General features: G+C 42.6%; 22 protein-coding genes. 15 read left to right on the forward strand and 7 right to left on the reverse strand.

The window, feature by feature from the left end:
* Window positions 1-43: 43 nt before the first annotated feature.
* The 3 genes from GSF04_RS13480 to GSF04_RS13490 form a co-directional block, all read right to left on the reverse strand.
* Window positions 44-1,231, reverse strand: a complete 1,188-nt coding sequence (locus tag GSF04_RS13480; RefSeq protein ID WP_211859790.1) for a hypothetical protein — start codon at window positions 1,229-1,231, stop codon at window positions 44-46.
* Window positions 1,232-1,409: 178 nt separating this feature from the next.
* Window positions 1,410-1,856: a DUF3010 family protein gene (locus GSF04_RS13485; RefSeq protein ID WP_010604871.1), complete on the reverse strand. Its 447-nt coding sequence runs from the start codon at window positions 1,854-1,856 to the stop codon at window positions 1,410-1,412.
* Window positions 1,857-1,890: 34 nt separating this feature from the next.
* Entirely contained in the window at window positions 1,891-2,883 is a 993-nt protein-coding gene (locus GSF04_RS13490; protein WP_010604870.1) for an endonuclease/exonuclease/phosphatase family protein, read from the reverse strand.
* Window positions 2,884-3,112: 229 nt separating this feature from the next.
* Here GSF04_RS13490 and thrS point away from each other — a divergent pair, with 229 nt between their 5' ends.
* The 4 genes from thrS (at window position 3,113) to rplT (ending at window position 6,400) form a co-directional block, all read left to right on the forward strand.
* The gene (gene thrS / locus GSF04_RS13495; RefSeq protein ID WP_017217299.1) at window positions 3,113-5,023 is read left to right on the forward strand and encodes a threonine--tRNA ligase; all 1,911 of its coding nucleotides are present in this window, start codon (window positions 3,113-3,115) and stop codon (window positions 5,021-5,023) included.
* Between the two features lie 56 nt (window positions 5,024-5,079).
* Window positions 5,080-5,643 (forward strand): translation initiation factor IF-3, encoded by a 564-nt coding sequence (infC, locus tag GSF04_RS13500; RefSeq protein ID WP_017217300.1) that lies wholly within the window; start codon window positions 5,080-5,082, stop codon window positions 5,641-5,643.
* A 181-nt stretch (window positions 5,644-5,824) separates the two neighbouring features.
* The gene (gene rpmI, locus GSF04_RS13505; RefSeq protein ID WP_010604868.1) at window positions 5,825-6,025 is read left to right on the forward strand and encodes a 50S ribosomal protein L35; all 201 of its coding nucleotides are present in this window, start codon (window positions 5,825-5,827) and stop codon (window positions 6,023-6,025) included.
* 15 nt (window positions 6,026-6,040) lie between these two features.
* Window positions 6,041-6,400 carry a 50S ribosomal protein L20 gene (rplT, locus tag GSF04_RS13510; protein WP_010376973.1) on the forward strand — a complete coding sequence of 120 codons (360 nt, stop codon included), beginning with the start codon at window positions 6,041-6,043 and terminating at the stop codon, window positions 6,398-6,400.
* A 95-nt stretch (window positions 6,401-6,495) separates the two neighbouring features.
* On the opposite strand, the gene GSF04_RS13515 is transcribed toward rplT, so the two are convergent.
* The gene (locus tag GSF04_RS13515; RefSeq protein ID WP_211859791.1) at window positions 6,496-7,329 is read right to left on the reverse strand and encodes an SDR family oxidoreductase; all 834 of its coding nucleotides are present in this window, start codon (window positions 7,327-7,329) and stop codon (window positions 6,496-6,498) included.
* A 126-nt stretch (window positions 7,330-7,455) separates the two neighbouring features.
* On the opposite strand from GSF04_RS13515, the gene GSF04_RS13520 reads away from it, so the two are divergent.
* The 6 genes from GSF04_RS13520 (at window position 7,456) to GSF04_RS13545 (ending at window position 14,285) form a co-directional block, all read left to right on the forward strand.
* On the forward strand, window positions 7,456-9,243 hold the full coding sequence (locus GSF04_RS13520; protein WP_026000935.1) for a M14 family metallopeptidase: 1,788 nt from the start codon (window positions 7,456-7,458) through the stop codon (window positions 9,241-9,243).
* A 2-nt stretch (window positions 9,244-9,245) separates the two neighbouring features.
* Window positions 9,246-9,887 carry an MBL fold metallo-hydrolase gene (locus GSF04_RS13525; protein ID WP_069019112.1) on the forward strand — a complete coding sequence of 214 codons (642 nt, stop codon included), beginning with the start codon at window positions 9,246-9,248 and terminating at the stop codon, window positions 9,885-9,887.
* A 111-nt stretch (window positions 9,888-9,998) separates the two neighbouring features.
* Window positions 9,999-10,457, forward strand: coding sequence for an Lrp/AsnC family transcriptional regulator (locus GSF04_RS13530; protein WP_010376979.1), 459 nt, complete (start codon window positions 9,999-10,001; stop codon window positions 10,455-10,457).
* 204 nt (window positions 10,458-10,661) lie between these two features.
* Window positions 10,662-12,218, forward strand: a complete 1,557-nt coding sequence (locus GSF04_RS13535) for a SulP family inorganic anion transporter (protein WP_211859792.1) — start codon at window positions 10,662-10,664, stop codon at window positions 12,216-12,218.
* Window positions 12,219-12,390: 172 nt separating this feature from the next.
* Window positions 12,391-13,461: a histidine kinase gene (locus GSF04_RS13540; RefSeq protein WP_017217305.1), complete on the forward strand. Its 1,071-nt coding sequence runs from the start codon at window positions 12,391-12,393 to the stop codon at window positions 13,459-13,461.
* Complete coding sequence (locus GSF04_RS13545; RefSeq protein WP_010376983.1) at window positions 13,461-14,285, forward strand: LytTR family DNA-binding domain-containing protein; 825 nt, start codon at window positions 13,461-13,463, stop codon at window positions 14,283-14,285. Before GSF04_RS13540 ends, GSF04_RS13545 begins: the two co-directional genes overlap by 1 nt.
* A gap of 131 nt (window positions 14,286-14,416) precedes the next feature.
* Here GSF04_RS13545 and pyk read toward each other — a convergent pair whose 3' ends face one another.
* Window positions 14,417-15,850 (reverse strand): pyruvate kinase, encoded by a 1,434-nt coding sequence (gene pyk, locus GSF04_RS13550; RefSeq protein WP_211859793.1) that lies wholly within the window; start codon window positions 15,848-15,850, stop codon window positions 14,417-14,419.
* A 442-nt stretch (window positions 15,851-16,292) separates the two neighbouring features.
* Between pyk and gndA the strand changes: the two genes are divergently transcribed.
* Complete coding sequence (gene gndA, locus GSF04_RS13555) at window positions 16,293-17,666, forward strand: NADP-dependent phosphogluconate dehydrogenase (RefSeq protein WP_069019114.1); 1,374 nt, start codon at window positions 16,293-16,295, stop codon at window positions 17,664-17,666.
* 89 nt (window positions 17,667-17,755) lie between these two features.
* Here the strand turns inward: gndA and ansA are convergent, their stop codons facing one another.
* The gene (gene ansA / locus GSF04_RS13560; RefSeq protein ID WP_010376991.1) at window positions 17,756-18,766 is read right to left on the reverse strand and encodes an asparaginase; all 1,011 of its coding nucleotides are present in this window, start codon (window positions 18,764-18,766) and stop codon (window positions 17,756-17,758) included.
* Between the two features lie 71 nt (window positions 18,767-18,837).
* A complete protein-coding gene (sppA, locus tag GSF04_RS13565) occupies window positions 18,838-20,718 on the reverse strand; it encodes a signal peptide peptidase SppA (protein WP_211859794.1) in 1,881 nt (626 codons plus the stop codon).
* A gap of 212 nt (window positions 20,719-20,930) precedes the next feature.
* Here sppA and GSF04_RS13570 point away from each other — a divergent pair, with 212 nt between their 5' ends.
* From GSF04_RS13570 to upp, 4 genes are all read left to right on the forward strand, one after another.
* The gene (locus GSF04_RS13570) at window positions 20,931-22,892 is read left to right on the forward strand and encodes an NADPH-dependent 2,4-dienoyl-CoA reductase (protein WP_211859795.1); all 1,962 of its coding nucleotides are present in this window, start codon (window positions 20,931-20,933) and stop codon (window positions 22,890-22,892) included.
* 328 nt (window positions 22,893-23,220) lie between these two features.
* Complete coding sequence (locus GSF04_RS13575; protein ID WP_211859796.1) at window positions 23,221-23,928, forward strand: DoxX family membrane protein; 708 nt, start codon at window positions 23,221-23,223, stop codon at window positions 23,926-23,928.
* Window positions 23,929-24,113: 185 nt separating this feature from the next.
* On the forward strand, window positions 24,114-24,662 hold the full coding sequence (locus GSF04_RS13580; RefSeq protein WP_211859797.1) for an NAD(P)H nitroreductase: 549 nt from the start codon (window positions 24,114-24,116) through the stop codon (window positions 24,660-24,662).
* Window positions 24,663-24,674: 12 nt separating this feature from the next.
* Complete coding sequence (gene upp, locus GSF04_RS13585; RefSeq protein ID WP_010604856.1) at window positions 24,675-25,307, forward strand: uracil phosphoribosyltransferase; 633 nt, start codon at window positions 24,675-24,677, stop codon at window positions 25,305-25,307.
* Window positions 25,308-25,317 lie beyond the last annotated feature (10 nt).

The raw sequence follows: 25,317 nt of genomic DNA on the forward strand, positions 1-25,317 counted from the left end.
GAAATGCGCGAGTCACAGATTGGTGCTCAATTTGCACGAATGATTATAGTTGTTTTTGGTTGAGTAGTTTTTGTGTAATGAGCTCACCAGTGACAGCATCATAGCTACTCAAAGTCAGTGGCGTAGAATAGTGCTTTAAATAGACCAGATCATGTGGTTTTTCTACTGTAATTTTGTCGATTGGGACGAGCTTATTACCGTCATCGACAAAAAATGACAGCTCTAAATAGCATGGAAAAACCTTTTTACATACACCAAGTGATTGTTGTTGTAGATCAAACGTTGAGGAAAGCCAGCTTGGCCTATTATTGATTTTCGTGGTTTTGGGCCAAGTTACAGAAAGATCAAATCGTTGCGGATCTGAAGAGTAGTGCTGAGATTGGCTTGCTACTCGTGCGAGCAGCAAAGGAGTATTGCCACTCACTGATTGAACCTCAGATAAGCGAACCTGATCAACGGTGAGTGGATTAATTGTCAATGTTTGTTTGAGTTCACTCGCCAGTTGGTTTTGCTCATCTAGTTGAGAAAACCCGAGGTGAACGAGTAATTTTGCATCACGATTGTTATCAAATACTTTTTCTTTTAAGTGTTCAGCCGCGGCTTTGGCTCTACCTTGTTGTGAGTCGTGATCGTAACTAATAATCTCGTAGCCAAGTGATTTGGCTTCAAATATCAAGCTAGCGTAAGTCGCTTCCATGGTGTAGATCCCATGTTCGTATGTTGTAAAGCCATGTTTATTTATTTGCTGCTCAACGCTTACCTGCGGGGTGAGTGCTTCTAATGCAAGATAGCGATAGCCTTGTTCATATAAAGGCTTCAATAGGGCAATCGTTAGGGCTCGGTGTTTAGCATTATGATACGCTTCGTTTACCATAGTAAGATGCGTTTCAGTTGCCTTTTGCTCTATGATTTCTAGCGCAGGAACTAGCCGATAATCGTTTAGCAACATATCTGGATTGATCACCCCAGAGGTGAGTTTTTCTGCTTCAAAATAATTGCCGACGATAGAATGATAGGTTGCTGCATATTGAATGTTTGCTGAGCTGCTATCTAAATGCCCTTTGACTGGAATTTGGCTTTCGAGTGACTGTGTGTTTTCAAACACACGTTTATCTGAGTTAACACCAAAGATTAAAGAAGCAGGGTTAGCGCTTGAATTTGCTAATGCTGTTACGGATATCAGCGAACATGCGCTAAAAATAACGGCTTTTCCATATTGTTGAGGTAACACCTAAATCCACTCCTTGCGGTTTATTACGGTTATATTAATAGCATAAAAGCGCGGAGGGCTGAATCAAATAAAAGCAAATTTTTTACAAGTATTTTATATTTGAATTATTTACAGGGGAGAGAAGTGTGGAAGCAAATAAAAAGGCCAGTAGCTAAGTAACTGCTGGCCCTTGATATGATTATTCTTCTTTGCCGTATGTTTTACGAAGAATATAAACATAGGCATTGATGAAAGCTTGCTCTTGAAACTTTTTCAACCCAGTGTCTTCATAGTCAACAGGAATTGGGTTTCTTTTTAATTGCTCTTTAACTTCAGTGCCAGAAAGTAACTGCACGTCCACACCTGAAATTAACTGGATTGCAGCTTCCATTTTAAAACCAGCCGCACTACCTGCGAATTTACCTTTGTGTGGGCGCTGACGAATGGCGATAGAATCTACGCCGTAATCTTCTACTAGTTTTGCAAAGTCGAATTGGAACTTGCGCATTTCATCAAGTTCTGTCCCTTGGTTACTTAACGTAAAGCGGCGCTGACGAATGTCTCTAATATCAAAAACATCATCTTCTTTCGTTAGCATACAAAGCAGAGCTTCGCTGCCTGAAATTTCAACCCCAAGTGTTCTCATTTTCGTGTCCAGATTATGCAAAAATTGAATTATCTCACAGTGTTATTTCTATTGCTATCGCTGCATGGTCAGAATAGCAAATATCTTCGTCCATACGCTTTGGATCAAGGTGAGCATCGTAACTGTAGTAATGTAACGACTTCACCCTGGGCGTTTCTCGGTTGGGATTGAACTCTTTTGAACAAAGAATGTAATCAAGTACATTGCCCTCACCTTGATAGTAATGACTGGCTGGTTTTTCTTTGTGGTTGTTGTCAGCGTAAAGAAAACTGTCGAACAACCCGACACTATCAAAGCCATTACTAGCAAGGACGGGTGGAAAGGCTTGCGTCATAAAAGATAATGCCGGGCTGTCTAATGCATCATTGAAGTCGCCCATCACCAATGTTGCAGCCTGTTTCTCCCTTTGTGTCTTTAATGCATCGTAATAAATGATGGAAGCTTCGAGTGAACGTGATATCTGCGACTGCATCGTACCTACGGTTTCGTGAAGCAATGTAAGTAGCGGGTCATCTTGATTGGAATCTCCCAGCATGTGGGCCATTGAATGTACGCGTTGAGACTTAAAGTGCACGGCATAACACGCCAGTAACCCAAAGCCTGGAATGTCGAACTTACATTTTATCGGGGTGCGATTGAATTTAAATTGATGTTGATTATTAAGGTATTCGAGTAATTCGGGGCAGGGCTCTAACGGCGCAAAGGATTTAAATGGTAGTTTTGATGCGATAGCGACCACGGGTTTAAACAGTACCGATGGGTAGACGTGATCAGGACTTGGCGCATCGACTGTGGCAAAGTGAACAAGACCTAAGTCTTCGCACAGCATCTGTAAGCTATCAGGTGAGAAGACTTCTTGAAACACAATGACATCGGGGTTTATATGCTGAATGAGTCCCGTGATAAACTGAGTTTTGGTTTGCCACTGTGTTTCATTATAGTGCTCATGAAGTTGATAAAAAGAATAAGGCGGCGCTGCAAAATTTAGTAGATTAAAGGTTGCAAACCGATAACGCTTTTTGGCCACGAATAATCCCAAAATAGTATTTGTAAATTAATAGATTAATTTTAGCTCTAGGCTTGCACTTAGCCAAGTAACACGCGAGAATAGTGATTCTTATTCGAAAGTCCTCGGATGAGCCGCGATAATTCGCGCAAGACAATGCTTATTCGTAAAAGCGTTGATAGGCACACTTTAAAATTAATTAAATACATGTGATGCATTGTAGGTGTCACCACTGTAAATAGGATTTATCATGCCAGTTATTACTCTCCCTGACGGCAGTCAGCGTATTTTTGAAAACCCTGTCACTACTCTAGAAGTCGCTCAAGACATCGGTCCTGGCCTTGCGAAAGCAACGATTGCTGGCCGTGTAAATGGCGTTCGTGTTGATGCTTGTGACCTCATCGAAAATGACTCAGCGCTTGAAATCATCACCGCAAAAGACGACGACGGTCTTGAGATTATTCGTCACTCGTGTGCGCACTTGATTGGTCACGCTGTAAAACAATTGTTCCCAGAAGCTAAGATGGCGATTGGTCCTACCATCGACAACGGTTTCTATTACGATGTTGACTTAGAGCATTCGCTTACTCAAGAAGACCTTGAAGCGATTGAAAAACGCATGTTGGAGTTGGCAAAAACCGACTACGACGTAGTAAAGAAAAAGGTGAGCTGGCAAGAAGCGCGCGATGCATTTGCGGCACGCGGTGAAACCTATAAGATGGAAATCCTAGACGAGAATATCGCGAAAGATGACCGCCCAGGTTTATATCACCACGAAGAATATGTTGATATGTGTCGTGGTCCGCACGTACCAAATATGAAGTTCTGTCACCACTTCAAGATTATGAAAGTGGCGGGCGCATACTGGCGCGGCAACTCAGAAAACAAGATGTTACAGCGTATCTACGGTACAGCTTGGGCTGACAAAAAGCAGCTAAAGGCGTATCTTAAGCGTTTAGAAGAAGCTGAAAAGCGTGATCACCGTAAAATTGGTAAAGCACTCGACCTGTGGCATTGGCAAGAAGAAGCGCCAGGCATGGTATTCTGGCATAATGATGGCTGGAGCATTTATCGTGAGCTTGAAGATTTTGTTCGTGAAAAACTACGCGAATATCAGTACGAAGAAGTAAAAGGTCCGTTGATGATGGACCGTGGCTTGTGGGAAAAATCAGGCCACTGGGACAAGTATTCAGATGCTATGTTCACGACTGAGTCAGAGAAACGTGAGTATGCTATTAAGCCGATGAACTGCCCAGGTCACGTGCAGATCTTTAACCAAGGTCTAAAGTCATACCGTGATTTACCATTACGTATGGCTGAGTTTGGCTGTTGTCACCGTAATGAACCATCAGGCGCACTACATGGCTTGATGCGCGTTCGTGGCTTTACTCAAGATGATGCGCATATCTTCTGTACAGAAGAGCAAATCATGGATGAAGTATCTGCCTGTATCAAAATGGTATATGACACTTACTCGACATTTGGCTTTGAAAAGATTGTTGTAAAACTTTCGACTCGTCCAGAAAAGCGCATTGGTGAAGACGAAATGTGGGACAAAGCGGAAGCTGCATTGGCTGAAGCGTTAAAAGTTAACAACATCGAGTTTGAATATCTGCCGGGTGAAGGGGCGTTTTATGGTCCTAAGATCGAATTCACGCTGTATGATTGTTTAGAGCGTGCGTGGCAATGTGGTACAGTGCAATTAGACTTCGCACTACCAGGTCGTTTAGGTGCAACTTATGTTGCGGAAAGTAACGAGCGTAAAACACCTGTTATGATCCACCGCGCAATTCTGGGTTCACTAGAGCGCTTTATTGGAATTCTAACGGAAGAATATGCTGGTCAGTTCCCAACTTGGCTTGCGCCGAAACAAGTTGTAATCATGAATATCACGGATAAACAAGCGGATTATGTCCACGAAGTTGTACAAAAGTTGAATAAACTTGGAATAAGAGCTTGTGCCGACTTGAGAAATGAGAAGATTGGTTTTAAAATCCGCGAGCATACTTTAAAACGTATACCTTATTTACTAGTGGTGGGTGACAAAGAAGTCGAGCAACAAGAAGTTGCAGTAAGAACCCGTACTGGTGAAGATTTAGGTAAATTATCGATTGATGATTTCATCGTTAAAGTTAGCGAAGAGATTAAAAATCGACTATAAATATAAACTTGCGTGTACTTTACTTTTTCTGGTGCACGCATTTACTTTTGAATTTTTTGGAGGAACGTACCATTAGAGGCGGCAAAAAAGGGCAAAATAACGCTCAGAAAAATCGTATTAACGAAGAGATTACAGCGAAAGAGGTTCGCTTAATTGACGCTGAAGGCGAGCAAGCTGGCATTGTCTCAACAAGAGACGCACAAAACATGGCGGACGAAGCAGGTCTAGATCTAGTTGAGATCAGTCCAAATGCTGAGCCACCGGTTTGTAAAGTGATGGACTACGGTAAGTTCCTTTTTGAAAAAGCAAAAATCCAAAAAGAACAAAAGAAAAAGCAAAAGCAAATTCAGGTTAAGGAAGTTAAATTCCGTCCTGGTACAGATGTTGGTGATTACCAAGTCAAGCTACGTAGCCTTCGCAAGTTTCTTGAGGGTGGCGACAAAGCTAAAGTCACAATTCGCTTCCGTGGTCGTGAAATGGCGCACCAAGAGATTGGTATTGATCTACTAGAACGTATCAAGACTGAATTGGAAGATATCGCATCAGTTGAGTCTTTCCCGAAAAAAGTAGAAGGTCGTCAGATGATAATGATGATGGCGCCTATTGCTAAAAAGTCTTAATCTCGGCATAATACGCATCGAATTTAACGCAGGTCTCAAGTGCTAACGCCACCTGCGTTATCCGGTTTTAAAGTAAGGTATTGATCCTTCACCGGTTTTAGGTAGTAAGTTAGGCCTACAAGTGAGTTTATCTCCGCCTACTTACATTGTGTTAAAGCAATATCATTCGGAGTTATTGCAAATGGCTTATAAGCTAAAATCACACAGAGGTGCTGCTAAGCGCTTCAAAAAGACTGCTTCTGGCGGTTACAAGCGTAAACAGTCGCATCTTCGTCACATTCTGACTAAGAAATCTTCAAAGCGTAAATTACACCTTCGTGCTAAGTCTATGGTTCATAAGAATGACCTAGGCCTAATCGATCGTATGTTACCATTCGCTTAATAGAGGATATCAGAAATGGCAAGAGTTAAACGCGGCGTAGTTGCACGTGCACGTCACAAAAAAGTATTAAAGCAAGCTAAAGGTTACTATGGAGCGCGTTCACGCGTTTACCGCGTAGCTTTCCAAGCGGTAACTAAAGCTGGTCAATATGCTTACCGTGACCGTCGTGCTAAGAAACGTACTTTCCGTCAACTATGGATTGCTCGTATCAACGCAGCTGCACGTCAAAATGGTCTTTCTTACAGCCGTTTCATCAATGGCCTTAAAAAGTCATCGATTGAAATCGATCGTAAGATCCTAGCTGATATCGCAGTATACGACCAAGTAGCTTTCGCAGCACTAGTTGCTAAAGCAAAAGATGGTCTAGCTGCTTAATAAGCGGAACTAGAATTAGTCTTAGGACTAAACCTGGTATTGAAAAGGAGCCTTAGGCTCCTTTTTTAGTTTTATACTCGTTATCAACGCAAGCGTTAGCGGTTTTTTATTAAGATTTTATCCAGCATCTTACTGCTCAATATTCGTTTTAAGTATCCCATCAAATAGGTTGGAAACGTAACGTAATATCTCGGCTTTGCATTCTTCGCACTCAGTGCGTGTTGCAACGCTTTATAAACAGCTTCTGGTCCTAAGGTAAATTTTTGTGGTGCTTCTTCTGAGCCTAAGCGGTTAAGCTGCGCCTGATATGCATTGTGATGTACACTATTTTCGTGATCGATATTCGCTAAAAAGGCGTGTTTCGCGTTCTCTCTAAATTTAGACACGATTGGACCTGGCTCTATTAGGCTAACTTGAATATTGCTACCTGAAAGCTCCATACGTAGGGTGTCGGTAAGTCCTTCAAGTGCAAATTTGCTCGCGTTATAAGCGCCACGATATGGCAGAGCGACTAATCCAAGTACGGATGAGTTATGAATAATGCGGCCTGCGCTTTGCTTACGCATTTGCTCAACTGCGAGACAGGTGAGCGTATGCCAGCCAAAAAAGTTAACTTCAAATTGTTGCCGTAACACCTCTGTAGGCAAGTCTTCTACCGCACCAGGTTGGCCGTAGGCACCGTTATTGAATAACGCGTCTAACTGACCATCTGCGATTGTCAAAGCTTGGTTAAAGCCATTATTTATACTTTGCTCGCACGCTAAGTCGAGCAAAATACATTGAATGTCTGTGCCTTCAAATTTATTCAAGTCTTTTGCATTTCTAACCGAAGCAATAACTTGATATCCTGCTTTTGACAATTGCACAGCGCAGTAATAACCAATCCCGCTAGAACAACCTGTGATTAAAATTGATTTTTGTACGCTCATTTGATCCCTAAAGTTATGGTTATCTGCGATTAACTGCAAATTTTTGTTGAATCACCGCACATTGTAAGCCGATATCTAAAATATTGATATAATTGGCAGATAAAAGCAGAGGAATAGAGAAATATGATGAGTTCCAGCATTATTATGCTTACTGCAATGCTAGGTATGAACGGTCATTTACCACCTTTGATAGAGTGGCAGGGCAAAAGTGAACAACTATTACAACAACAGGGCCCATTAACGACTGATTTTGAACTAAGCGGTGCGATAGACTCTCCTGATTATGCTGACACGATGGCATTCGTTGACCGCCTAGTGGCCGCCAATCCGACCCAGTTTAAGCTAGAGACGATTGGGTTTAGCAATAGTAATCGTGCGATTAAGATGATTGTTGCAACGGAGCAGGGCGGTGACAAGTCAAATGTTATTAATAATGGTAAGCCAACCATTTTAGTACAAGCTGGTATTCATGCCGGAGAAATTGACGGCAAAGATGCGATGTTTATGTTGCTTCGCGATGTTGCAACCGGTAAGCGCCGTGATATCTTGACGAAAGTGAATTTACTCTTTATCCCTATTCTCAACGTCGATGGGCATGAAAGGCGCAGCGAGTTTAACCGTATAAATCAACGCGGCCCGACTGTTATGGGCTTTAGAACCAATGCCAATAACTTAAATCTGAATCGTGATTACACTAAATTGGATACGCCAGGAGTTAAGGCGGTCATGCAGGTGATTAACGAATATAATCCGGATCTGTACATCGATGTTCATGTAACGGATGGCGCAGACTACCAATACGATGTCACTTATGGTTTTAACCCAACTTTTGCAAGTGAGTCACCTGCAATAGCTGAGGTGTTAGAGAATCAGATTTCGCCACAAATTAATGCAGCGCTTGCCGCTCAAGGGCATATTCCAGGTCCACTTGTATTTGTGATGGATAAGCGAGACTTTAAAAAAGGGTTGGCTGGTTGGGTGGCAACACCACGATTTTCAAATGGTTGGGGAGATTTAAAAGGACTGCCGACCATACTGGTAGAGAATCACTCATTGAAGCCCTATAAGCAGCGCGTGTTAGGCACTTATGTGTTTATGGATGGCGTTATCAGTGGCCTTTCAAGCAATATTCAGGCATTACGAGAAGCGGTTCAAAAAGAGGCTGAATTCACACCGAAACAATTGGTTGTCGAACGCAGCTATGCAAAAGAGCCGGATTACATTCAATTTAAAGGTATCAAATACAAGCAGTTTGAAAGTGCATTGTCTGGTCATTTGGAAGCTAAGTATTTAGGCGAGCCGCAAGACTATGAAAAGCTGCCAATTTATTGGCAGAAGGAAGTAAAAACAACGGTGAATGTACCTGAGCAGTTTTACATTCCCCCGGCATATCCGGAAGTGGTCGAAAAATTAAAACTGCACGGAATTACCGTTTCTACACTGCCGGATGGAACGGTAGTGGAAAAAGTAAGCCAAGCTACAGTAAAAGACTACAAGTTCGATACAGCTCCTTTTGAAGGGCGCTTTAGAGTAAATGCGACTTTTGACATTAAGGAGCTCTCAGACAAGGTCGATCTCAGTGGGTGGTATAAAGTAGCAACGGCACAAAAATCTGGAGAGCTGGTGACTCACTTGCTACATCCAGAGGCGCCAGACTCATTTTTTGCTTGGGGGGAGTTCAATACTATTTTCCAACGTACAGAATATGTTGAAAATTATGCACTTGAACCTTTTGCGCGAAAAATGCTAAAACAAAATCCAGCAATGGCGCTAGCCTTCGATAAAAAAATACGTGAAGACAAGCAGTTTGCAAACGATCCAAAAGCGAGGATGGAGTGGCTTTATGCAAGAACTCCGTTTTATGATAATGCGTATCTTAAATATCCTGTTTTGATGTCGTTTGGAGCAAACTAACCATGCAAGTGTTCACAATTCCAGTTACACCGTTTATGCAAAATTGTCGTGTTATCGTGTGTCCAGAAACACAAGCCACTGCAATTGTAGATCCAGGTGGTGAAGCGGAAAAAATTATCGCGCAGTTGGACACTCAGGGGTTAGTGCCAAGCATGATCTTGCTTACCCATGCGCACCTTGATCATGTGGGGGCAAGTACAGAATTAAGTGAACATTTTAATATCGAGATTATTGGGCCTCATCAGGGCGACCAATTTTGGTTGGAAGCCTTGCCAATGCAATCACAAATGTTTGGTTTTCCTAATCATGCTGCTTTTTTACCATCAAAGTGGTTAAATGATGGTGATAAGGTTAAGGTGGGAAACTTAGCTCTCGAAGTCAGACATTGTCCAGGGCATACTCCAGGGCACGTGGTATTTTATGAACCAAACTCAAAACAGGTTTTAGTAGGAGATGTGTTGTTTAAAGGGTCTGTTGGTCGTACTGACTTTCCAAAAGGCGATGCAGCCCAGCTAAAACAGTCTATACAAGATAAGCTGTTTACTTTGCCTGATGAGGTTGTGGTGCATTCGGGTCATGGTGAAAATACCTCAATTGGCTTCGAAAAGGCGACAAATCCTTTTATGAGTGGCCGATTTGGTTAAATATAGTGGAAGTGGCATAGTAGTGGTATGCATTTTTTAATTTGCTATGCTTCAGGGAATAACAATCAGCATCGGTTAATAGACTGATGTGCTAACTAAACTAGAATAGATATGTCATTGAACCAAGTAGATCGCCAGATACTGGCATTGTTACAGCAAGACGCAAGTCTTTCTACCGCTGAAATCGCTGATAAAGTGGGACTATCTCAGTCACCTTGTTGGCGTCGCATCGCTAAATTAGAGCAAGACGGTTACATCAAAGGCAAAGTTGCATTGCTGGATGAGAAGAAACTCGGATTTGATATGTTAGTTTATGCGCATGTTAGGCTTTCAAACCATGGCCGCAATAACCTTGCCGAGTTTGAAAAATTGATCTTAAGTTATGACGAAGTGACAGAGTGCTATTCTATGGCAGGCACCATGGACTTTATGCTGCGTATCATTTCGAAAGGCATTGAAGGCTATGAGCAATTTGTTCGTGATAACTTACTTAATTTAGAATTCGTCCAAGAAGTACATTCAAACGTTACAATGACTTGCGTTAAGCGCAGCACTTCCTTACCACTTTAATACAATTTGTTGCCCTGCTTCGTTGGGTAGGGCTTCCCGTCATCTTTTCACCATTGTTCTATACTACAATGTAGGCCGCTTTATTGAGCTATGTATTACAAACGAGTTTGCGATACAAGCTTGTATCTTATTTGTTAAAGGCGCTGCTTTTTGCTAAAATCCGCCGCCTTTGTGTTCATAGTCAATTCACACCAGAGGATATTGATGTTTAATCTTATCAGCAAAGCGCCTAGCTCTGCTAAAAACGATGTACTGTCTGGGCTTACGGTCGCTTTGGCACTTGTGCCTGAGGCTGTGGCTTTCGCTTTTGTTGCACAAGTAGACCCATTAGTCGGTTTATATGCAGCATTTATTGTCGGTCTTGTGACTTCAATCTTTGGTGGTAGGCCGGGTATGATCTCGGGGGCAACAGGGGCTCTTGCCGTGGTAATGGTGAGCCTTGTTGTTGAGCATGGCGTAGAATATCTCTTTGCAACCGTATTACTCATGGGCCTCTTACAAATACTCGCGGGTATATTTAAGCTCGGCAAGTTTATACGTATGGTACCGCATCCTGTAATGCTAGGCTTTGTAAATGGCTTAGCTATCGTTATCTTCCTCGCCCAGCTTGGACAATTCAAAGTACTTGACGAACAGGGTGATCTTACGTGGATGCAAGGTGAGGCGCTATATATTATGGCTGGCTTGGTTGCATTGACTATGGCCATTATTCACTTTTTACCAAAGCTAACAACCGCGGTGCCTTCGAGTCTAGCTGCGATTTTAGTGGTAACCGGTATTGTTATTGGTTTAGATTTAGATGCTCGTAATGTGCTTGATTATCTGAAAGATATGTCAGGTAACGTAGATGCAACGATAGCTGGCGGTTTTCCTGCTTTCCATATCCCTGAAGTACCATGGACATTTGAAACATTTAAAATCATCTTCCCATACGCACTTATCCTAGCAGCGATTGGTTTGATTGAATCTCTACTAACGCTCACGTTAATCGACGAAATCACCGAAACACGTGGTCACAGCAACCGCGAATGTATCGGTCAAGGTGCGGCTAACGTTACTTGTGGTGTGTTTGGTGCGATGGGTGGCTGTGCGATGATTGGGCAATCAATGATCAATATTAATTCTGGTGGACGTAGCCGTTTGTCAGGTATCACAGCGGCATTATTACTACTTGTATTTATTCTGTTTGCGGCAAGCCTTATCGAGATGATCCCGCTTGCGGCGCTAGTTGGTGTAATGTTTATGGTGGTATTAGGGACTTTTGAATGGTCAAGTTTTAGATTAATAAGAAAGATCCCTAAATCAGATGCATTTGTAATCGTCTTGGTGTCGGGGGTTACAGTGATTACAGATTTGGCCATTGCAGTTTGCGTTGGTGTCATTGTTTCGGCTCTCGTATTCGCGTGGGAGCATGCGAAACATATTTACACCAATAATTATATTGATGAGCAAGGCTCGAAAGTATATGAATTACACGGACCTCTGTTTTTTGGGTCGGTGAAAAACTTTGCTGAGCTGTTTGATGTTAACAATGACCCTGATGATATCATTGTTGAATTTAAACATAGCCGTGTTGCTGACCACAGTGCAATTGAAGCGATAGATGCGTTAGCTGAACGTTATAAAAAGGCTGGTAAAACGCTGCATCTTCGCCACTTAAGCCAAGACTGTAAAGTATTGCTAAGTAAAGCTAAAGATCTCGTTGAGCTAGACGGCCAAGCAGATCCTACTTATAAAGTGGCATCTGACAAGCTTGCTTAAGAGCGACAGTTTGAATAGATGAATATAAATTAACTGGTTAATTTATTTCAAAAAAGGCACTAAGGTGCCTTTTTTATTTGCGGCAAGGTGTGTAAAAACTGAGACCACCAGCAGTGAATAGAGACGACATGCTGAGATATAATCCAGTTAAGATAGAAGAGGTATAATCATTTTGAAGTGGCAATCACTGGTTGATAACAGGCAGAGATTTTTCTGGGTATTACAAATAGCCGGTTGGCTGGGCTACGCGCTAGTTAACTATATTGGCTCAAAAGTCTTTGAAATGCGCGATATTTATGTGTTTGTCATCGCATTAAATGCCTATGCAGGTTGCTTGATGACCGTACCGCTACGATACCTCTATCGTAAAATTTGGAATGCAACACCGTTGGTGCTGATATTCGTTGTGTTTACGGCGTCATATGTGACTGGAACACTATGGGCGGTCGTTCAGAAGTTTAATCATTGGGAAATATATCGCCACGGATATCGGCCGGATGAGTGGTTTTATTACTTACAGCAGGGACTAGACTCTGTCTATATCATACTCTGTTGGAGTGGGCTGTACTTTGGTATTAAGTATTACCAGTTGCTACAGAGTGAGCGCCAAAAAGCTTTGAAAGCCAATACGATGGCTCATGAAGCGCAATTGAAAATGCTGAGATATCAATTGAATCCGCATTTTCTATTCAATACGCTTAATGCAATTTCAACGCTTATATTGGTTGAAGAAAACAAAGATGCGAACCAAATGGTCTCAAGGCTCAGTGATTTCTTGCGCCATACATTGAACACAGATCCAATAAAAAAGGTACCGCTTGAGCAAGAACTACATGCGTTAAAGCTGTACTTAGAAATTGAGAAGGTGCGCTTTGATGAGCGCTTATCTATTGAGCTTGATGTGACAGAAGAAGCCGAACAGGCACTAGTACCAAGCTTGATCCTACAACCACTCATTGAAAATAGCATTAAATACGCAATTGCCCATATGGAGCATGGCGGCAAAATTGAAATAAAAGCGCAGGTGTTTGCCAATGAACTACTCTTGGAAGTAGGAGACAATGGTCCTGGCGCGGAACTGGAAGATGGGCAACTGAAAAGTGCACAGGGAGTGGGTTTAGCGAATACCAAAGACCGTTTAAAAACCTTGTACGAAAATAATTATTCATTTGTGCTCTCGGATAATGAGCCAACTGGTTTGAAGGTAAACATTCGCGTTCCATATGAAAGGGCGAAGAAGTAATGAGCAAAATTAGAACACTAATCGTAGATGACGAGCCGCTAGCGAGAAAAGGGTTAGCGGTAAGGTTAAGAGATTTTTCTGAAATCGAAGTTGTAGAATTGTGTGGCAGTGGTCAACAAGCAATCGATCTATGCAAATCTGAGGACATAGATCTGGTCTTTCTCGATATTCAAATGCCGAACATGAACGGTTTTGAAGTGGCGAGAGCGTTGAGTGAAAGTGTTAAACCATTGCCTGCTATCGTATTTGTAACTGCGTTTGATCAATATGCTGTAAAGGCATTTGAGATCCATGCGCTGGATTACATCTTAAAACCCGTTGATGACAACAGATTAAAACAGGCGGTGGAGAAAGTGCAAAGCTATTTAAAAACACAACAAGACAATGCGCATAAGAAAAAGCTAGCCAGCTTTGTTGCAGGGATCACTGGTAATAACTGTGAAGAAATCCTTAAAAAACTTGCAACAGGAGATACAATTGAAGATAAAAAATTCCCTGAGTCGCTCGCGGTAAAAGAGCAGGGTGAAATCATTCGAGTATCTACATCGTCAATTCAGTGGATTGATGCAGCCGGTGACTACATGTGCTTACACTGTAGCGATGGTCAGACTCATATTTTACGTAAAACAATGAAAGATCTAGAACAAGAGTTAGATCCAACATTATTTGTGCGCGTACATCGCTCTGCAATTGTTAACACTAAGCAGATCAGTAAACTGGTCACGCAAAGCAGTGGCGAATATTTATTGGTACTTGAGAATGGTCAAGAGCTTAAAGTCAGCCGTAGTTACCGTGATAAAGTAAAGGCCGCACTCGCAAGCTGATACGATAGCGAGCTAAAGTGATTTGCACCGTGTTTAGCCTACGATGACGTAGTGTGTTTTATGTGCTTGTACACTTCAGAGTATTCTAAGGAAAGATGAACTAGGCAGCAAGGCTACCTAGTTCAACGCTATTACACTGTGACGATTTTCAGCGTGTTACTGGCGCCGATAGTTTCCATCTTATCACCGTGTGTGATGATCACTGTGTCGCCTTTTTCCAATGAGCCTGCTGCAACTAGCGTATCAAGCGCTTCGCGAACAGTTGAATCATCTGAGCATTGCGTTGAGTCAAATCTTACCGGATAAACACCACGATAGAGTGATGCCTGCCCAAGCGTTGATTGATGGCGAGACAGTGCGTAAATAGGTAATCCTGAACTGATACGAGACATCAATTTTGCAGTATTCCCTGATTCAGTTAGTGCGACAATCGCTTTTACTGAATCTAAATGGTTTGCAGCGTACATTGCCGACAGCGCGATAGTTTCACAGGTATCAGCAAAACGGCTGTCTAAACGATGTTTAGAGATATGGATCTGCGGTTGAGATTCAGCACCTAAACACACACGTGCCATTGCCGCGACCGTTTGTTCTGGGTAATCGCCAGCTGCGGTTTCCGCTGAAAGCATTACCGCATCAGTGCCATCAAGCACTGCGTTTGCGACATCCATAACTTCAGCACGAGTTGGCATTGGGTTGTCAATCATTGACTCCATCATTTGAGTGGCAGTGATCACCGTACGGTTTAGTGAGCGAGCACGGCTGATAATTTGCTTCTGTTTACCAACGAGCGCTGCATCGCCAATTTCTACACCTAGATCACCACGGGCAACCATCACCGCATCAGAAGCCAGTACGATGTCGTCAATCGCTTCTACGGTTTCAACCGCTTCTGCACGTTCGATTTTTGCAAGTAATTGTGCATTAGAACCTGCTTTCTCCGCCAGTCCTCGAACGTAACGCATGTCGTCACCACTGCGAGGGAACGAAACCGCAATATAGTCCACACCAATTTCTGTTGCTGTGATCAAGTCTTCTTTATCTTTGTCAGTAAATGCAGGTGCGGTTAAGCCGCCGCCTAAACGGTTGATCCCTTTATTGTTCGACAATACGCCGCCAACTTTAACACTGGTATGAACCAAGTGACCTTGTACTTCTTCAACAACAAGTTGAATAAGGCCATCGTTTAATAACAGCAAATCACCTTGTTTTACGTCATTCGGTAATTCTTTATAGTCGATACCCACGGCTTCAACGTGGCCTTGGCCAGGCTCCATTTTTGCATCTAGAGTGAATTTTGCATCCACTTCTAAGAACACTTTGCCTTCTTTAAACGTTGAAACGCGGATTTTAGGACCTTGTAAATCTGCAAGGATCGCTACATTTACGCCTAAGCGTTTAGCAATTTCGCGAACGGCTTCGGCTCTATTTTTGTGATCTTGAGCGACACCGTGTGAAAAGTTTAGTCTGACTACGTTGGTGCCGGCACGAATGATTTTTTCTAAGTTGTTATCTCTATCCGTCGCTGGCCCCAGTGTTGCGACGATTTTTGTGCGTCTAAGCATCAGATTCTCCTGTTAGCTTATCAAGGTAAGCAAAAACTTATGAATGTGTTAAAAGTAAATCAAAATTGCTGTTTTTTTACACATGCCACATTGTAAAATCACGATTTAACTAATTAGAGCATAAAGAATTATGCAAAACCCTTTTTAACACTCGAATTAAGTTATATGATCTATATGTCATCATTATGACACCGGTGTCAGTGGCCGTCAATCTCGAATATTTTACCTTACAGCTTAGGGGACTATTTGAGATTTATCACAAAATTGGTGAATTCGTGCTGCTGTCACTATATTGCTATACAGTGAATTGTGTTAGCTGTCATATTTTGGGGACCGATATGATATCAGTGAATTGTGTGTCTTGCTGGTCAATCATGGTCGCTCAGGTATAATGCACATACACGAACGCATAAAGTTTTGATGTTACCGAGGAGGAAACTAAATGCAGGTTGCATTAGTTGGTTTGGGTGTGATGGGTAAAAACCTCGCGCTAAATCTAATTGAGAAGGGGATGACCTTAGTCGCTTACGACAAGAACCCCGAAGTAGGTGCGGAATTATTGAGTTGCGCACAGTCGTTAGGTATGGCGGAGCGCTTACACATAGTGTCTGATCTCGGTGATATGATCAGAAGATTAGAGACTCCTCGCTCGATTTTATTACTCGTTCCAGCAGGTGAACTAGTAGATAAAGTTTGTAGCGATTTGGTTGAAGCTGGAGTTGAAAAAGACGATATTATCGTTGACTGTGGTAACAGTAATTACAAAGATGGTATCGCACGTAAATTGAAATATCAGAATAAATTTGAGTTTGCCACTATGGGGATTTCTGGAGGTGCCGAAGGTGCACGTCATGGTCCTGCAATGATGGCAAGTGGTTCAGAAGGTGGCTGGGAGCGTATCGAGCCTTGGTTCGAAAAGGTTGCCGCGAGCTACAACAATGAATCATGTTTCGCGCGTGTTGGGCAATCGGCTAGCGGTCACTTTGTTAAAATGGTGCACAACGGTATTGAGTATGCGTTGATGCAGCTCATTGCGGAGCTTTATCAATTGCTTCGTCTGGGTACCGGTCGCTCTCCTAAAGAAGTTGCTGAGATTTTTGAATCTTGGTCTGAAGGTAAATTAAATAGTTATCTACTTGCAATTTCTAGCCATATATTAAGTCTAGAAACAGAGCAGGGCGAGTCTTTAGTCGACCTTATCGACAATAAGGTAGGAGCTAAAGGCACTGGTCTTTGGACGGCGCAAAACGCGCTGGAGCTTGGTATTGCCGTACCTTCGCTTGTGGCTGCGGTACAAGCTCGCCATCTCACCAATACTATTGATACTCCAGCTGCAAAAGAAATGACGTATGCGAATAAATCAACGCAAACAATTGACGTTGATTTAGACGAGTTAAAAGACGCATTCTATTTTGCCAGTTTACTATGTTACCGCCAAGGTCTTGCACTGATTAAGGGCGCGTCTCGTGCACACCAATGGAAAGTGGATCTCAATAAAACGCTACAAACCTGGCGTGCGGGTTGTATTATCCGAGCTGATTACTTAGACGATATCGCCGAAGGTGTTGAATTTATCGATTCACTCGAGAAGCCTGCACTTGCACTACGTAGCATTACAGGTAAAGCGGTGGCGACTGGTTTGTCTTTCCCAGTGCTTGCTGCGACGCAAACTTATATTGCAACACTGAGCACGCCAAGCAACGGGCACTTGGTGCAAGCACAGCGTGATTACTTTGGTGAGCACGGCATAAAGACACACAGTGGTGAAACTTGTCACCTTACTGATCTGGTCGATATCGAAGCAAAAGTTAGATAATAATCGACGTTCTGAGCAGTTCGAGCTGATTTTAAAGCCGTGGTAACGATACCACGGCTTTTTTGTTGTGTTACTTTTTCGCTTTACTGCTATCGAGTTAGCTCACCGCGTAGGTTGTCTTGCATCAAATGGCGGATCGTTTCAAGCTCAAGCTGTTGGCTAAATAAATAGTGTAGCTTTGTTAAGCACGCTTCTAGTGTCATATCGTAGCCGCTGATCACACCACAATTTAATAACGCATTTCCTGTCGCGTAGCCGCCCATATTCACTTTTCCTTGAATACATTGGGTGAGGTTGATAATCACCACTCCGCGGTCGCTGATTGCTTTAAGCTCAGTTAAAAAATGCTCGTCTTGTGGCGCGTTACCAACACCGAAGCTTAATAAGATCAGCGCTTTCATCTCGCCACGCATTAGGTTCTTAAGGATTTCAGTTGAGATCCCTGGATACAAATGCATTACCGCGATAGGTTGAGGTGAAATCTTGGTGACTTGCAAGCTTTGCTCAACGTAAGGGCTTAGCTTCCCTTCGATCAGCTGAATATTGATCCCTGCTTGTGCCAGCGGCGAAAGGTTTGGAGAAGCGAATGCATCGAAGCCATCAGCATGAGCTTTGATTGCTCTATTACCGCGGTAAAGTTTATTGTTGAAGAACAAACTCACTTCGGCGATAGGGTAGTTAGCAGCCAAATACATCGCGTTTAACAGATTTACTTGACCATCAGAGCGCAGTTGTGACAACGGAATTTGAGAGCCGGTCACTATCACAGGTTTAGTTAAGTTCTCAAACATGAAGGATAGTGCAGAGGCAGTATAGGCCATTGTATCTGTGCCATGGAGCACCACAAAGCCGTCGTAGTCATGATATTTTGATTGAATGTCATCCGCGATAAGCTGCCAGTGATGCGGTGACATATCTGACGAATCAATTAATGGGCAATATTCATGAATATCAAAAAGCGGCATTTCATCGCGAGTAAACTCAGCGTTATTTTTTACCGTATCTGTTAGGTATCCTGCAACCGGAACGTAACCACGACTGGATTGCTTCATACCAATGGTACCACCGGTATAGGCGATATATATTTTTTTTCTTTTCATAAAAAAGCCCAGAATAAAATCTGGGCTCAGTATAACAATTACAGCACCACAATTGCAGTGCTTAATCGATTTTACTCAGGTGAAACGTTGCACACTAAGCAAAGCGTATAGACATGGTTAGGATCGTTAAGCTGGCCTAACATCTGAGTTTGTAGTGCTATTGTATTGCTAACGCTGTCTAGGGCATTTAATGCAGTTTTTGCGAATATCGATTGCTCAGGTACAAGGGCACTAATGGCGCTTTGCACCATAGATGCACCGAATAATTGCTGCATCAGCTTTTCTTGCTCGGTGAGTGTTTGTTCAATAGTGATAACATCATACATCTCTAAATTAGCAAGACTTGCTGCCGCTTCAATGGCATCGTTCTTGTTGCCTAACTTATCAACTAAGCCAAAATCAAGCGCCTGAGTTGCTAGCCATACACGTCCTTGCGCAACATCGTTAACCGCTGACTTATCAAGGTTTCGCTCGGTTGCAACCATAGAGATAAACTTATCATAGGCATCTTCAACCCCCATCTGGATAAGGTTTTTATAGCCACCATCTATCCCTCTGAATGGAGATTGGCCTTTTAATTCGGTTGTCGCAACACCATCAGAATAAATTCCTAATGAGTTTGCTGCATTTTCAAAGGTCATGATCATGCCAAATACACCAATAGAACCGGTGATAGTGCTTGGCGATGCCCAAATTTCATTAGCTGATGCCGCAATCCAATAACCACCAGAAGCTGCAACAGAACCCATTGATGCTATCACAGGTTTTCCAGCGGCTTTTAGTGCAAGAACTTCATTACGAATGGTTTCAGAAGCAAACATGCTACCACCGCCGGAGTCAATTCTTAGTACAACGGCTTTCACTTTGTCGTTAAGGCGAGCCTTTTTAAGTAGTGCTGCTGTTGAATCGCCACCAATAGCTCCCGCTTTACGCTTGCCATCAGAGATTTGACCTTTAGCAACAACCACTGCGACTTTTTCGGTAAATGGATTTTCTGCAAACTCTTTCGGCGGCAACGTCGATAGATATTGATTGAACGAGACCTGTTTAAAAGATTTTCCCTTTGCATCGAGACCAACTTCATCGATCAGTTTCTGTGCAAATGCTTGATTGGTCGTTAACGCATCGACCCATTGGTTGTCGATAGCGTATTTGGCGGAATCGCCTTGTGCCGCTTCCATTTTGTCTGTTAATGCAGCGAAGGTTTCATCAAAATTAGCCACATCGAAACCGCGGTTCTCGGCTACTTCTGTTTTATATTGTGTCCAAAGCGGGGTGATCCATCCAAGATTTGACTCTTTTGCTTCAGGTGACATATCGCTGCGAATATAAGGCTCAACGGCCGACTTGTATGTACCAACGCGGAAAATATGTTGCGTAACTTTAAGCTTATCAAGGGCTTCTTTGAAATACAGCGGATACATGCCAAATCCGGTGATATTAACTCCACCGTATGGGTGTAAAGAAATTTCATCGGCTACCGAGGCAAGATAATATTGAGCTTGAGTGTAATAGGCGCCGTGGGCATATATTTTTTTGCCCGCCGCTTTGAATTGCGCGAGCGCGTCTTTGATATCTCGTAATTTATCGAGATGGGCGCTATGAAGACGTTGTAAATCAAGATACATCACTGTAATGCGTTCATCTTGAGCTGCTTTATTGATAACATCGATGACATCATCTAATAAAATTTCGCTTGGCTCTTCTGAGTCACCAAAAGCATCACTCATTGCCGCCTCAACAGGGTCAACATAGGTCAATTGCTCAACTATGATACCGTTCAGGTTTAAACGTAGTACGCTTTTATTTTCGACCTTAACCTGATCCTCACCCGATACAATGCTTATCACGATGGCGATAAGAATGAATAAAAACAGCAGATTTAAAATTAATCGCCTGGAAAAGTTCAGTGTGGCCCAAATGCCTTTAAAAATATTCGCTATCAGTTTCAAAATGATCCCTTATGCTTAACTTCAATACAACTCTATACATTTATCATATATCAGAGCGAGTTTCATGAATAATAGAAAAACGTAACGAAGTATTTTCATGATTGAAATATCGCCAATGCTGCCAAATTCGTTAATTTCTTTCTCCTTAAGACTTGCCAAATAATAAAAAAACGTTAATGTTCACAGGTAAGACCAGTTTTGTGGGGCGGCAAATGTTAGAACAAGAACTACAACTTAAACATACCAGTTTGCGAAATCGCTTGGTAATGGGATCAATGCATACCGGGCTTGAAGAAGGGTGGCACAACCGAAAGCGACTGGCTGCGTTTTATGAGGAACGAGCAAAAGGTGGAGTGGGTCTGATCGTAACCGGTGGCTACAGTCCAAATCTACGCGGTAAGTTGACACCCATTTCTTCTTCTTTTAACTCGTTATACGATGTAATTAAACACAAAGCATACACTGATGTAGTACATAAGCATGGTGGCAAAATTTGTCTACAGTTACTACATGCAGGGCGCTACGCTTATCATCCATTCAACACTGCACCTAGTGCGATTAAAGCACCGATTAATCCATATAAACCAAAAGCAATGAGCGTAAGCGCCATCAAAGGTACGATTAAAGACTTTGCTCACTCAGCTAAATTGGCCGAAAAAGCAGGCTACGATGGTGTGGAGATCATGGGCTCAGAGGGTTATTTAATCAATGAGTTTATGGCGGGTCATACTAATAAGCGCACTGATGAGTATGGTGGTAGCTTAGAAAACAGAATGCGATTGGCAACAGATATTGTAAAAGCGGTTAGAGCAAAAGTGAGCGATAAGTTCATAATCGTTTTTCGTTTGTCGGTCATGGACTTAATCCCAAATGGCTCAACACCAGAAGAAGTTGTGCTTCAAGCCAAAGCTTTGGTCGCGGCAGGTGTGGATATTCTCAACACTGGTATTGGTTGGCACGAAGCGCGTGTTCCAACAATTGCGTCGATGGTGCCTCCAGGTGCCTATCGTGAAGCGTCACATAGATTAAAACAAGCCGTTGATATACCTGTTGTAGCAGTAAATAGGATTAACACCCCAGATCTTGCTAATGACATTTTAGCTAAAGGAGATGCCGACCTTATTTCTATGGCGCGTCCGTTACTGGCTGATCCTGAATTCTTTAATAAATATCAAGAGCAGCGTTCGGAACAAATCAATATTTGCATCGGCTGTAATCAGGGTTGTTTAGACCATGTATTTAAAGGTAAACGAGCAACATGTTTGGTGAATCCACAAGCCGGATTTGAATTGGATTATCCACTTCAGAGTGCCCAAAGGAAAAAACAAGTACTCGTTGTTGGGGCAGGACCAGCTGGATTGTCTGTAAGTTATTATCTCGCTAAAAAAGGCCACCAAGTTAAGTTAATTGATAAAGGTAGCGAGCTTGGTGGTCAGTTTAATTTAGCGATGCGAATACCAGGTAAAGAAGACTTCCAACATACGCTTAAATACTATGTCAGCGAAATAAATCGCTTAGGTGTTGAGCTTTGCCTAAATACACCATACGAAGAAACAATGGCAAGCGCGTTTGATGATGTGGTATTTGCAACGGGTGTAAGTCCACGGATGTCGAAAATTGAATGCGCAGATGGGAAACGTGTGTTTGCCTATGACGAAGTTATTAAGGGTGAAGTAGAATTAGGTAATAAAATTGCTATTTTAGGCGCAGGTGGTATTGGCTTTGACATGGTAGCGTTTTTAACTGAACAGCGAGAACAAACGATCCCTAATTTTAAATCTCAGTGGGGAATAGAATGCGAAGCGCAACCATCACAAGAGCAAAGACCGATTTATATGTTAAAACGCTCTGAAGGACGTTTTGGTAAAGACTTAGGTAAGACCACAGGCTGGATCCACAGAGCCGTTGCAAAACACCACAATGTTCAACAAATTGCAGAATGCGAATATATCAGCTTTGATAATCAAGGTTTGACTGTAAGAGTTGCAGGTGAAGAGCAATTGTTGGATGTCGATACGGTCATTGCTTGTATTGGACAAGTTTCTAACGATAGCTTGTTCGATAAAGAGGCACTACCAGAAAATCAGCACGTTATTGGTGGCGCCAAACTGGCTGCAGCGATTGATGCTAAGCGAGCGATTGCAGAAGCCCTTCAGGTAGCAAGAAAGATCTAGGGTCTGTTGATCTTTGCTGTTTGATTTTTGTTCTCCTGAGTGTGTTTTGGTCGCGACGCTCGACTTGCCGCCTAGTAATCTAAGCAAGAGTTGAGCAACAATGAACAAAGCGCACTCAGGTGAACCCAAAGGGCAGCGCTTGATTGGCATTTCTACTGTGTTATCGCCTGACTCACATAGAACAACTATGCTACGCAGGCTCTGCCTTGTATGAATACCAATCAAACTGCTGCAAAAACAAACTTGAAAGATTAACAGGCCCTAACGAAATAATCCAACCCAATCTGCGGTCTATACTGATAATTCAAACATCAACTATGGACCGCATATGCTTGCCAACCTACTAAAGCCGTATCGGCAACTACAACATTTATCTCAACATTTTTCTGGTATCGCGCCATTACTCATGCGCCTTATTCTCGCGCCAGTTATGATCATTGCAGGTTACAATAAATTAAATTTGTCTAATCCAGACGCGACATTTTTACAACGCCTCCTCGCCGATCCCAATATTGTCGCATGGTTTGGCAATAGTGAATGGGGCTTAGGTCTACCTTTACCTGACTTGCTTGCCTTTCTCGCTGCTTGGACGGAGTTTTTAGGCGGTTGGTTAATTTTGCTTGGCTTGCTTACGCGTTTAGTGTCTATTCCGCTCATGGTGACTATGGTAGTTGCTGCAACGACGGTGCATTTGGATCATGGCTGGTTTTCGGTAACGCCAACAAATCCAGATACCAGCGCCGCAAAAGTATTAGACTGGCTAGGCTTTGAAGAAGCTAAAGTGAGCCTAGAAAATAGCGTAGCAGCAAAGCAACGTTTGGATTCAATTAAAGAGATAGTCGAAGAAAATGGCAGGCCAAATTATCTCTATGAAAGAGGCAATATTGTTATTTTAAACAATGGAATTGAATTTGCGGCAACTTACTTTGTATTACTACTTTCACTATTTTTTACCGGTGGTGGACGTTATGTCAGTGTTGACTATTGGTTGAGGCTACTTATTGATAGAAAACAACGCCATTTACTTCCAGAGTAAAACGAAATATTGCAAGGATGCTATCCAGAAATCCGTGATGTCGCGTGGTCGAATTTAAGGGAAAATGATAGACTACAAGCCACGTAATACCAATTTGATTAGGTAGGTGCTCTACTTCGAGACACATAATAAGTCAAATTGGTATAATTCACGGCCATTTTGAAGGCACAACACGGGATGAGTTAATGGACGCCATAGAATTACTCTTAACACGCCAGTCAGATAGCAATCTGTCTTTTCCTGGACCTAGTCCAGCTCAGTTAGAAATCATTAAAAAAGCAGCACTAAAAGTGCCAGATCATGGTGGCTTAACACCGTTTAGATTTATTACAGTAGAAGAAAAAGGCCGCGAAAAGCTGGGTGAAATCTACTATCAAGCGGCGGTAAAAGAGCAGCAAGAGCAACGGATAATAGATAGAGCGAGACAGCTACCAGAGCGCGCGCCAATGTTGATCATCGCAGTATCTCCTTATCAAGAACATCCAAAAGTACCTCGTATTGAGCAAATTCAAAGTGCAGGCTGTAGTGTACTTGCTATGCAGCAAGCGGCTTTTGCACAGGGGTTGTCTGGTGTGTGGCGAACGGGCTACTTTGCCCAGAGTCCAGAAGTGAAAAAGCAACTTGGTCTCGATGAAAAAGATGAAATCGTTGGCTATCTTTATTTAGGCACGCCTACGGTGCAATGTACTAAGCCTATAAGACACAAACCAGAAGATTTCTTTAGCAGTTTATAAGGATACGCAGCCATGGCATTACATGTAATTGATCATCCATTAGTTCAGCATAAACTTGGACTCTTGCGAGAGCAGGGTATATCAACCAAAAACTTTCGCGAAATTGTCTCAGAAGTTGGCAACTTACTCACTTACGAAGCAACAAAAGATTTGACGTTGAGCGATCAGGTCATCTCTGCTTGGGATGGTAACGAATTAACAGTTAAAAGGCTGACAGGCAAAAAGATCACCTTGGTGCCAATTTTAAGAGCCGGTTTGGGAATGCTAGATGGCATACTGCAATTGATCCCAGCAGCTAAAGTAAGTGTTGTGGGTTTACAGCGTAACGAAGAAACACTTGAGCCAGTGCCTTATTTTGAGAAGTTGGTGGGCAATATCGATGCTAGACTCGCTTTGGTTATTGATCCAATGCTGGCAACGGGTGGCTCACTGATTGCTACTATCGACATGCTAAAAAAAGCAGGTTCAAAAGAGATCAGAGCGATTGTGCTGGTAGCTGCGCCTGAGGGAGTAAAGTTGGTGGAAGAAGCACACCCTGATGTTGAAATTTACACAGCAGCATTAGATAGCCATTTAAATGAGAAAGGATATATAGTCCCTGGGCTTGGTGATGCCGGTGACAAAATCTTTGGTACGAGAACCTAGCAGGTTTAGT

Source organism: Pseudoalteromonas sp. A22 (genome assembly GCF_018141345.1).
GTDB classification, from domain to species: Bacteria; Pseudomonadota; Gammaproteobacteria; order Enterobacterales; family Alteromonadaceae; genus Pseudoalteromonas; species Pseudoalteromonas maricaloris.

What these genes read in the sequence shown, in the direction of transcription:
- GSF04_RS13485 (WP_010604871.1), bottom strand. Translation starts at nt 1,856, where the DNA reads ATGAGAACACTTGGGGTTGAAATTTCAGGCAGCGAAGCTCTGCTTTGT.
- thrS (WP_017217299.1), top strand. Translation starts at nt 3,113, where the DNA reads ATGCCAGTTATTACTCTCCCTGACGGCAGTCAGCGTATTTTTGAAAAC.
- rpmI (WP_010604868.1), top strand. Translation starts at nt 5,825, where the DNA reads ATGGCTTATAAGCTAAAATCACACAGAGGTGCTGCTAAGCGCTTCAAA.
- rplT (WP_010376973.1), top strand. Translation starts at nt 6,041, where the DNA reads ATGGCAAGAGTTAAACGCGGCGTAGTTGCACGTGCACGTCACAAAAAA.
- GSF04_RS13515 (WP_211859791.1), bottom strand. Translation starts at nt 7,329, where the DNA reads ATGAGCGTACAAAAATCAATTTTAATCACAGGTTGTTCTAGCGGGATT.
- GSF04_RS13520 (WP_026000935.1), top strand. Translation starts at nt 7,456, where the DNA reads ATGAGTTCCAGCATTATTATGCTTACTGCAATGCTAGGTATGAACGGT.
- GSF04_RS13525 (WP_069019112.1), top strand. Translation starts at nt 9,246, where the DNA reads ATGCAAGTGTTCACAATTCCAGTTACACCGTTTATGCAAAATTGTCGT.
- GSF04_RS13530 (WP_010376979.1), top strand. Translation starts at nt 9,999, where the DNA reads ATGTCATTGAACCAAGTAGATCGCCAGATACTGGCATTGTTACAGCAA.
- GSF04_RS13535 (WP_211859792.1), top strand. Translation starts at nt 10,662, where the DNA reads ATGTTTAATCTTATCAGCAAAGCGCCTAGCTCTGCTAAAAACGATGTA.
- GSF04_RS13545 (WP_010376983.1), top strand. Translation starts at nt 13,461, where the DNA reads ATGAGCAAAATTAGAACACTAATCGTAGATGACGAGCCGCTAGCGAGA.
- pyk (WP_211859793.1), bottom strand. Translation starts at nt 15,850, where the DNA reads ATGCTTAGACGCACAAAAATCGTCGCAACACTGGGGCCAGCGACGGAT.
- gndA (WP_069019114.1), top strand. Translation starts at nt 16,293, where the DNA reads ATGCAGGTTGCATTAGTTGGTTTGGGTGTGATGGGTAAAAACCTCGCG.
- ansA (WP_010376991.1), bottom strand. Translation starts at nt 18,766, where the DNA reads ATGAAAAGAAAAAAAATATATATCGCCTATACCGGTGGTACCATTGGT.
- GSF04_RS13570 (WP_211859795.1), top strand. Translation starts at nt 20,931, where the DNA reads ATGTTAGAACAAGAACTACAACTTAAACATACCAGTTTGCGAAATCGC.
- GSF04_RS13575 (WP_211859796.1), top strand. Translation starts at nt 23,221, where the DNA reads ATGCTTGCCAACCTACTAAAGCCGTATCGGCAACTACAACATTTATCT.
- GSF04_RS13580 (WP_211859797.1), top strand. Translation starts at nt 24,114, where the DNA reads ATGGACGCCATAGAATTACTCTTAACACGCCAGTCAGATAGCAATCTG.
- upp (WP_010604856.1), top strand. Translation starts at nt 24,675, where the DNA reads ATGGCATTACATGTAATTGATCATCCATTAGTTCAGCATAAACTTGGA.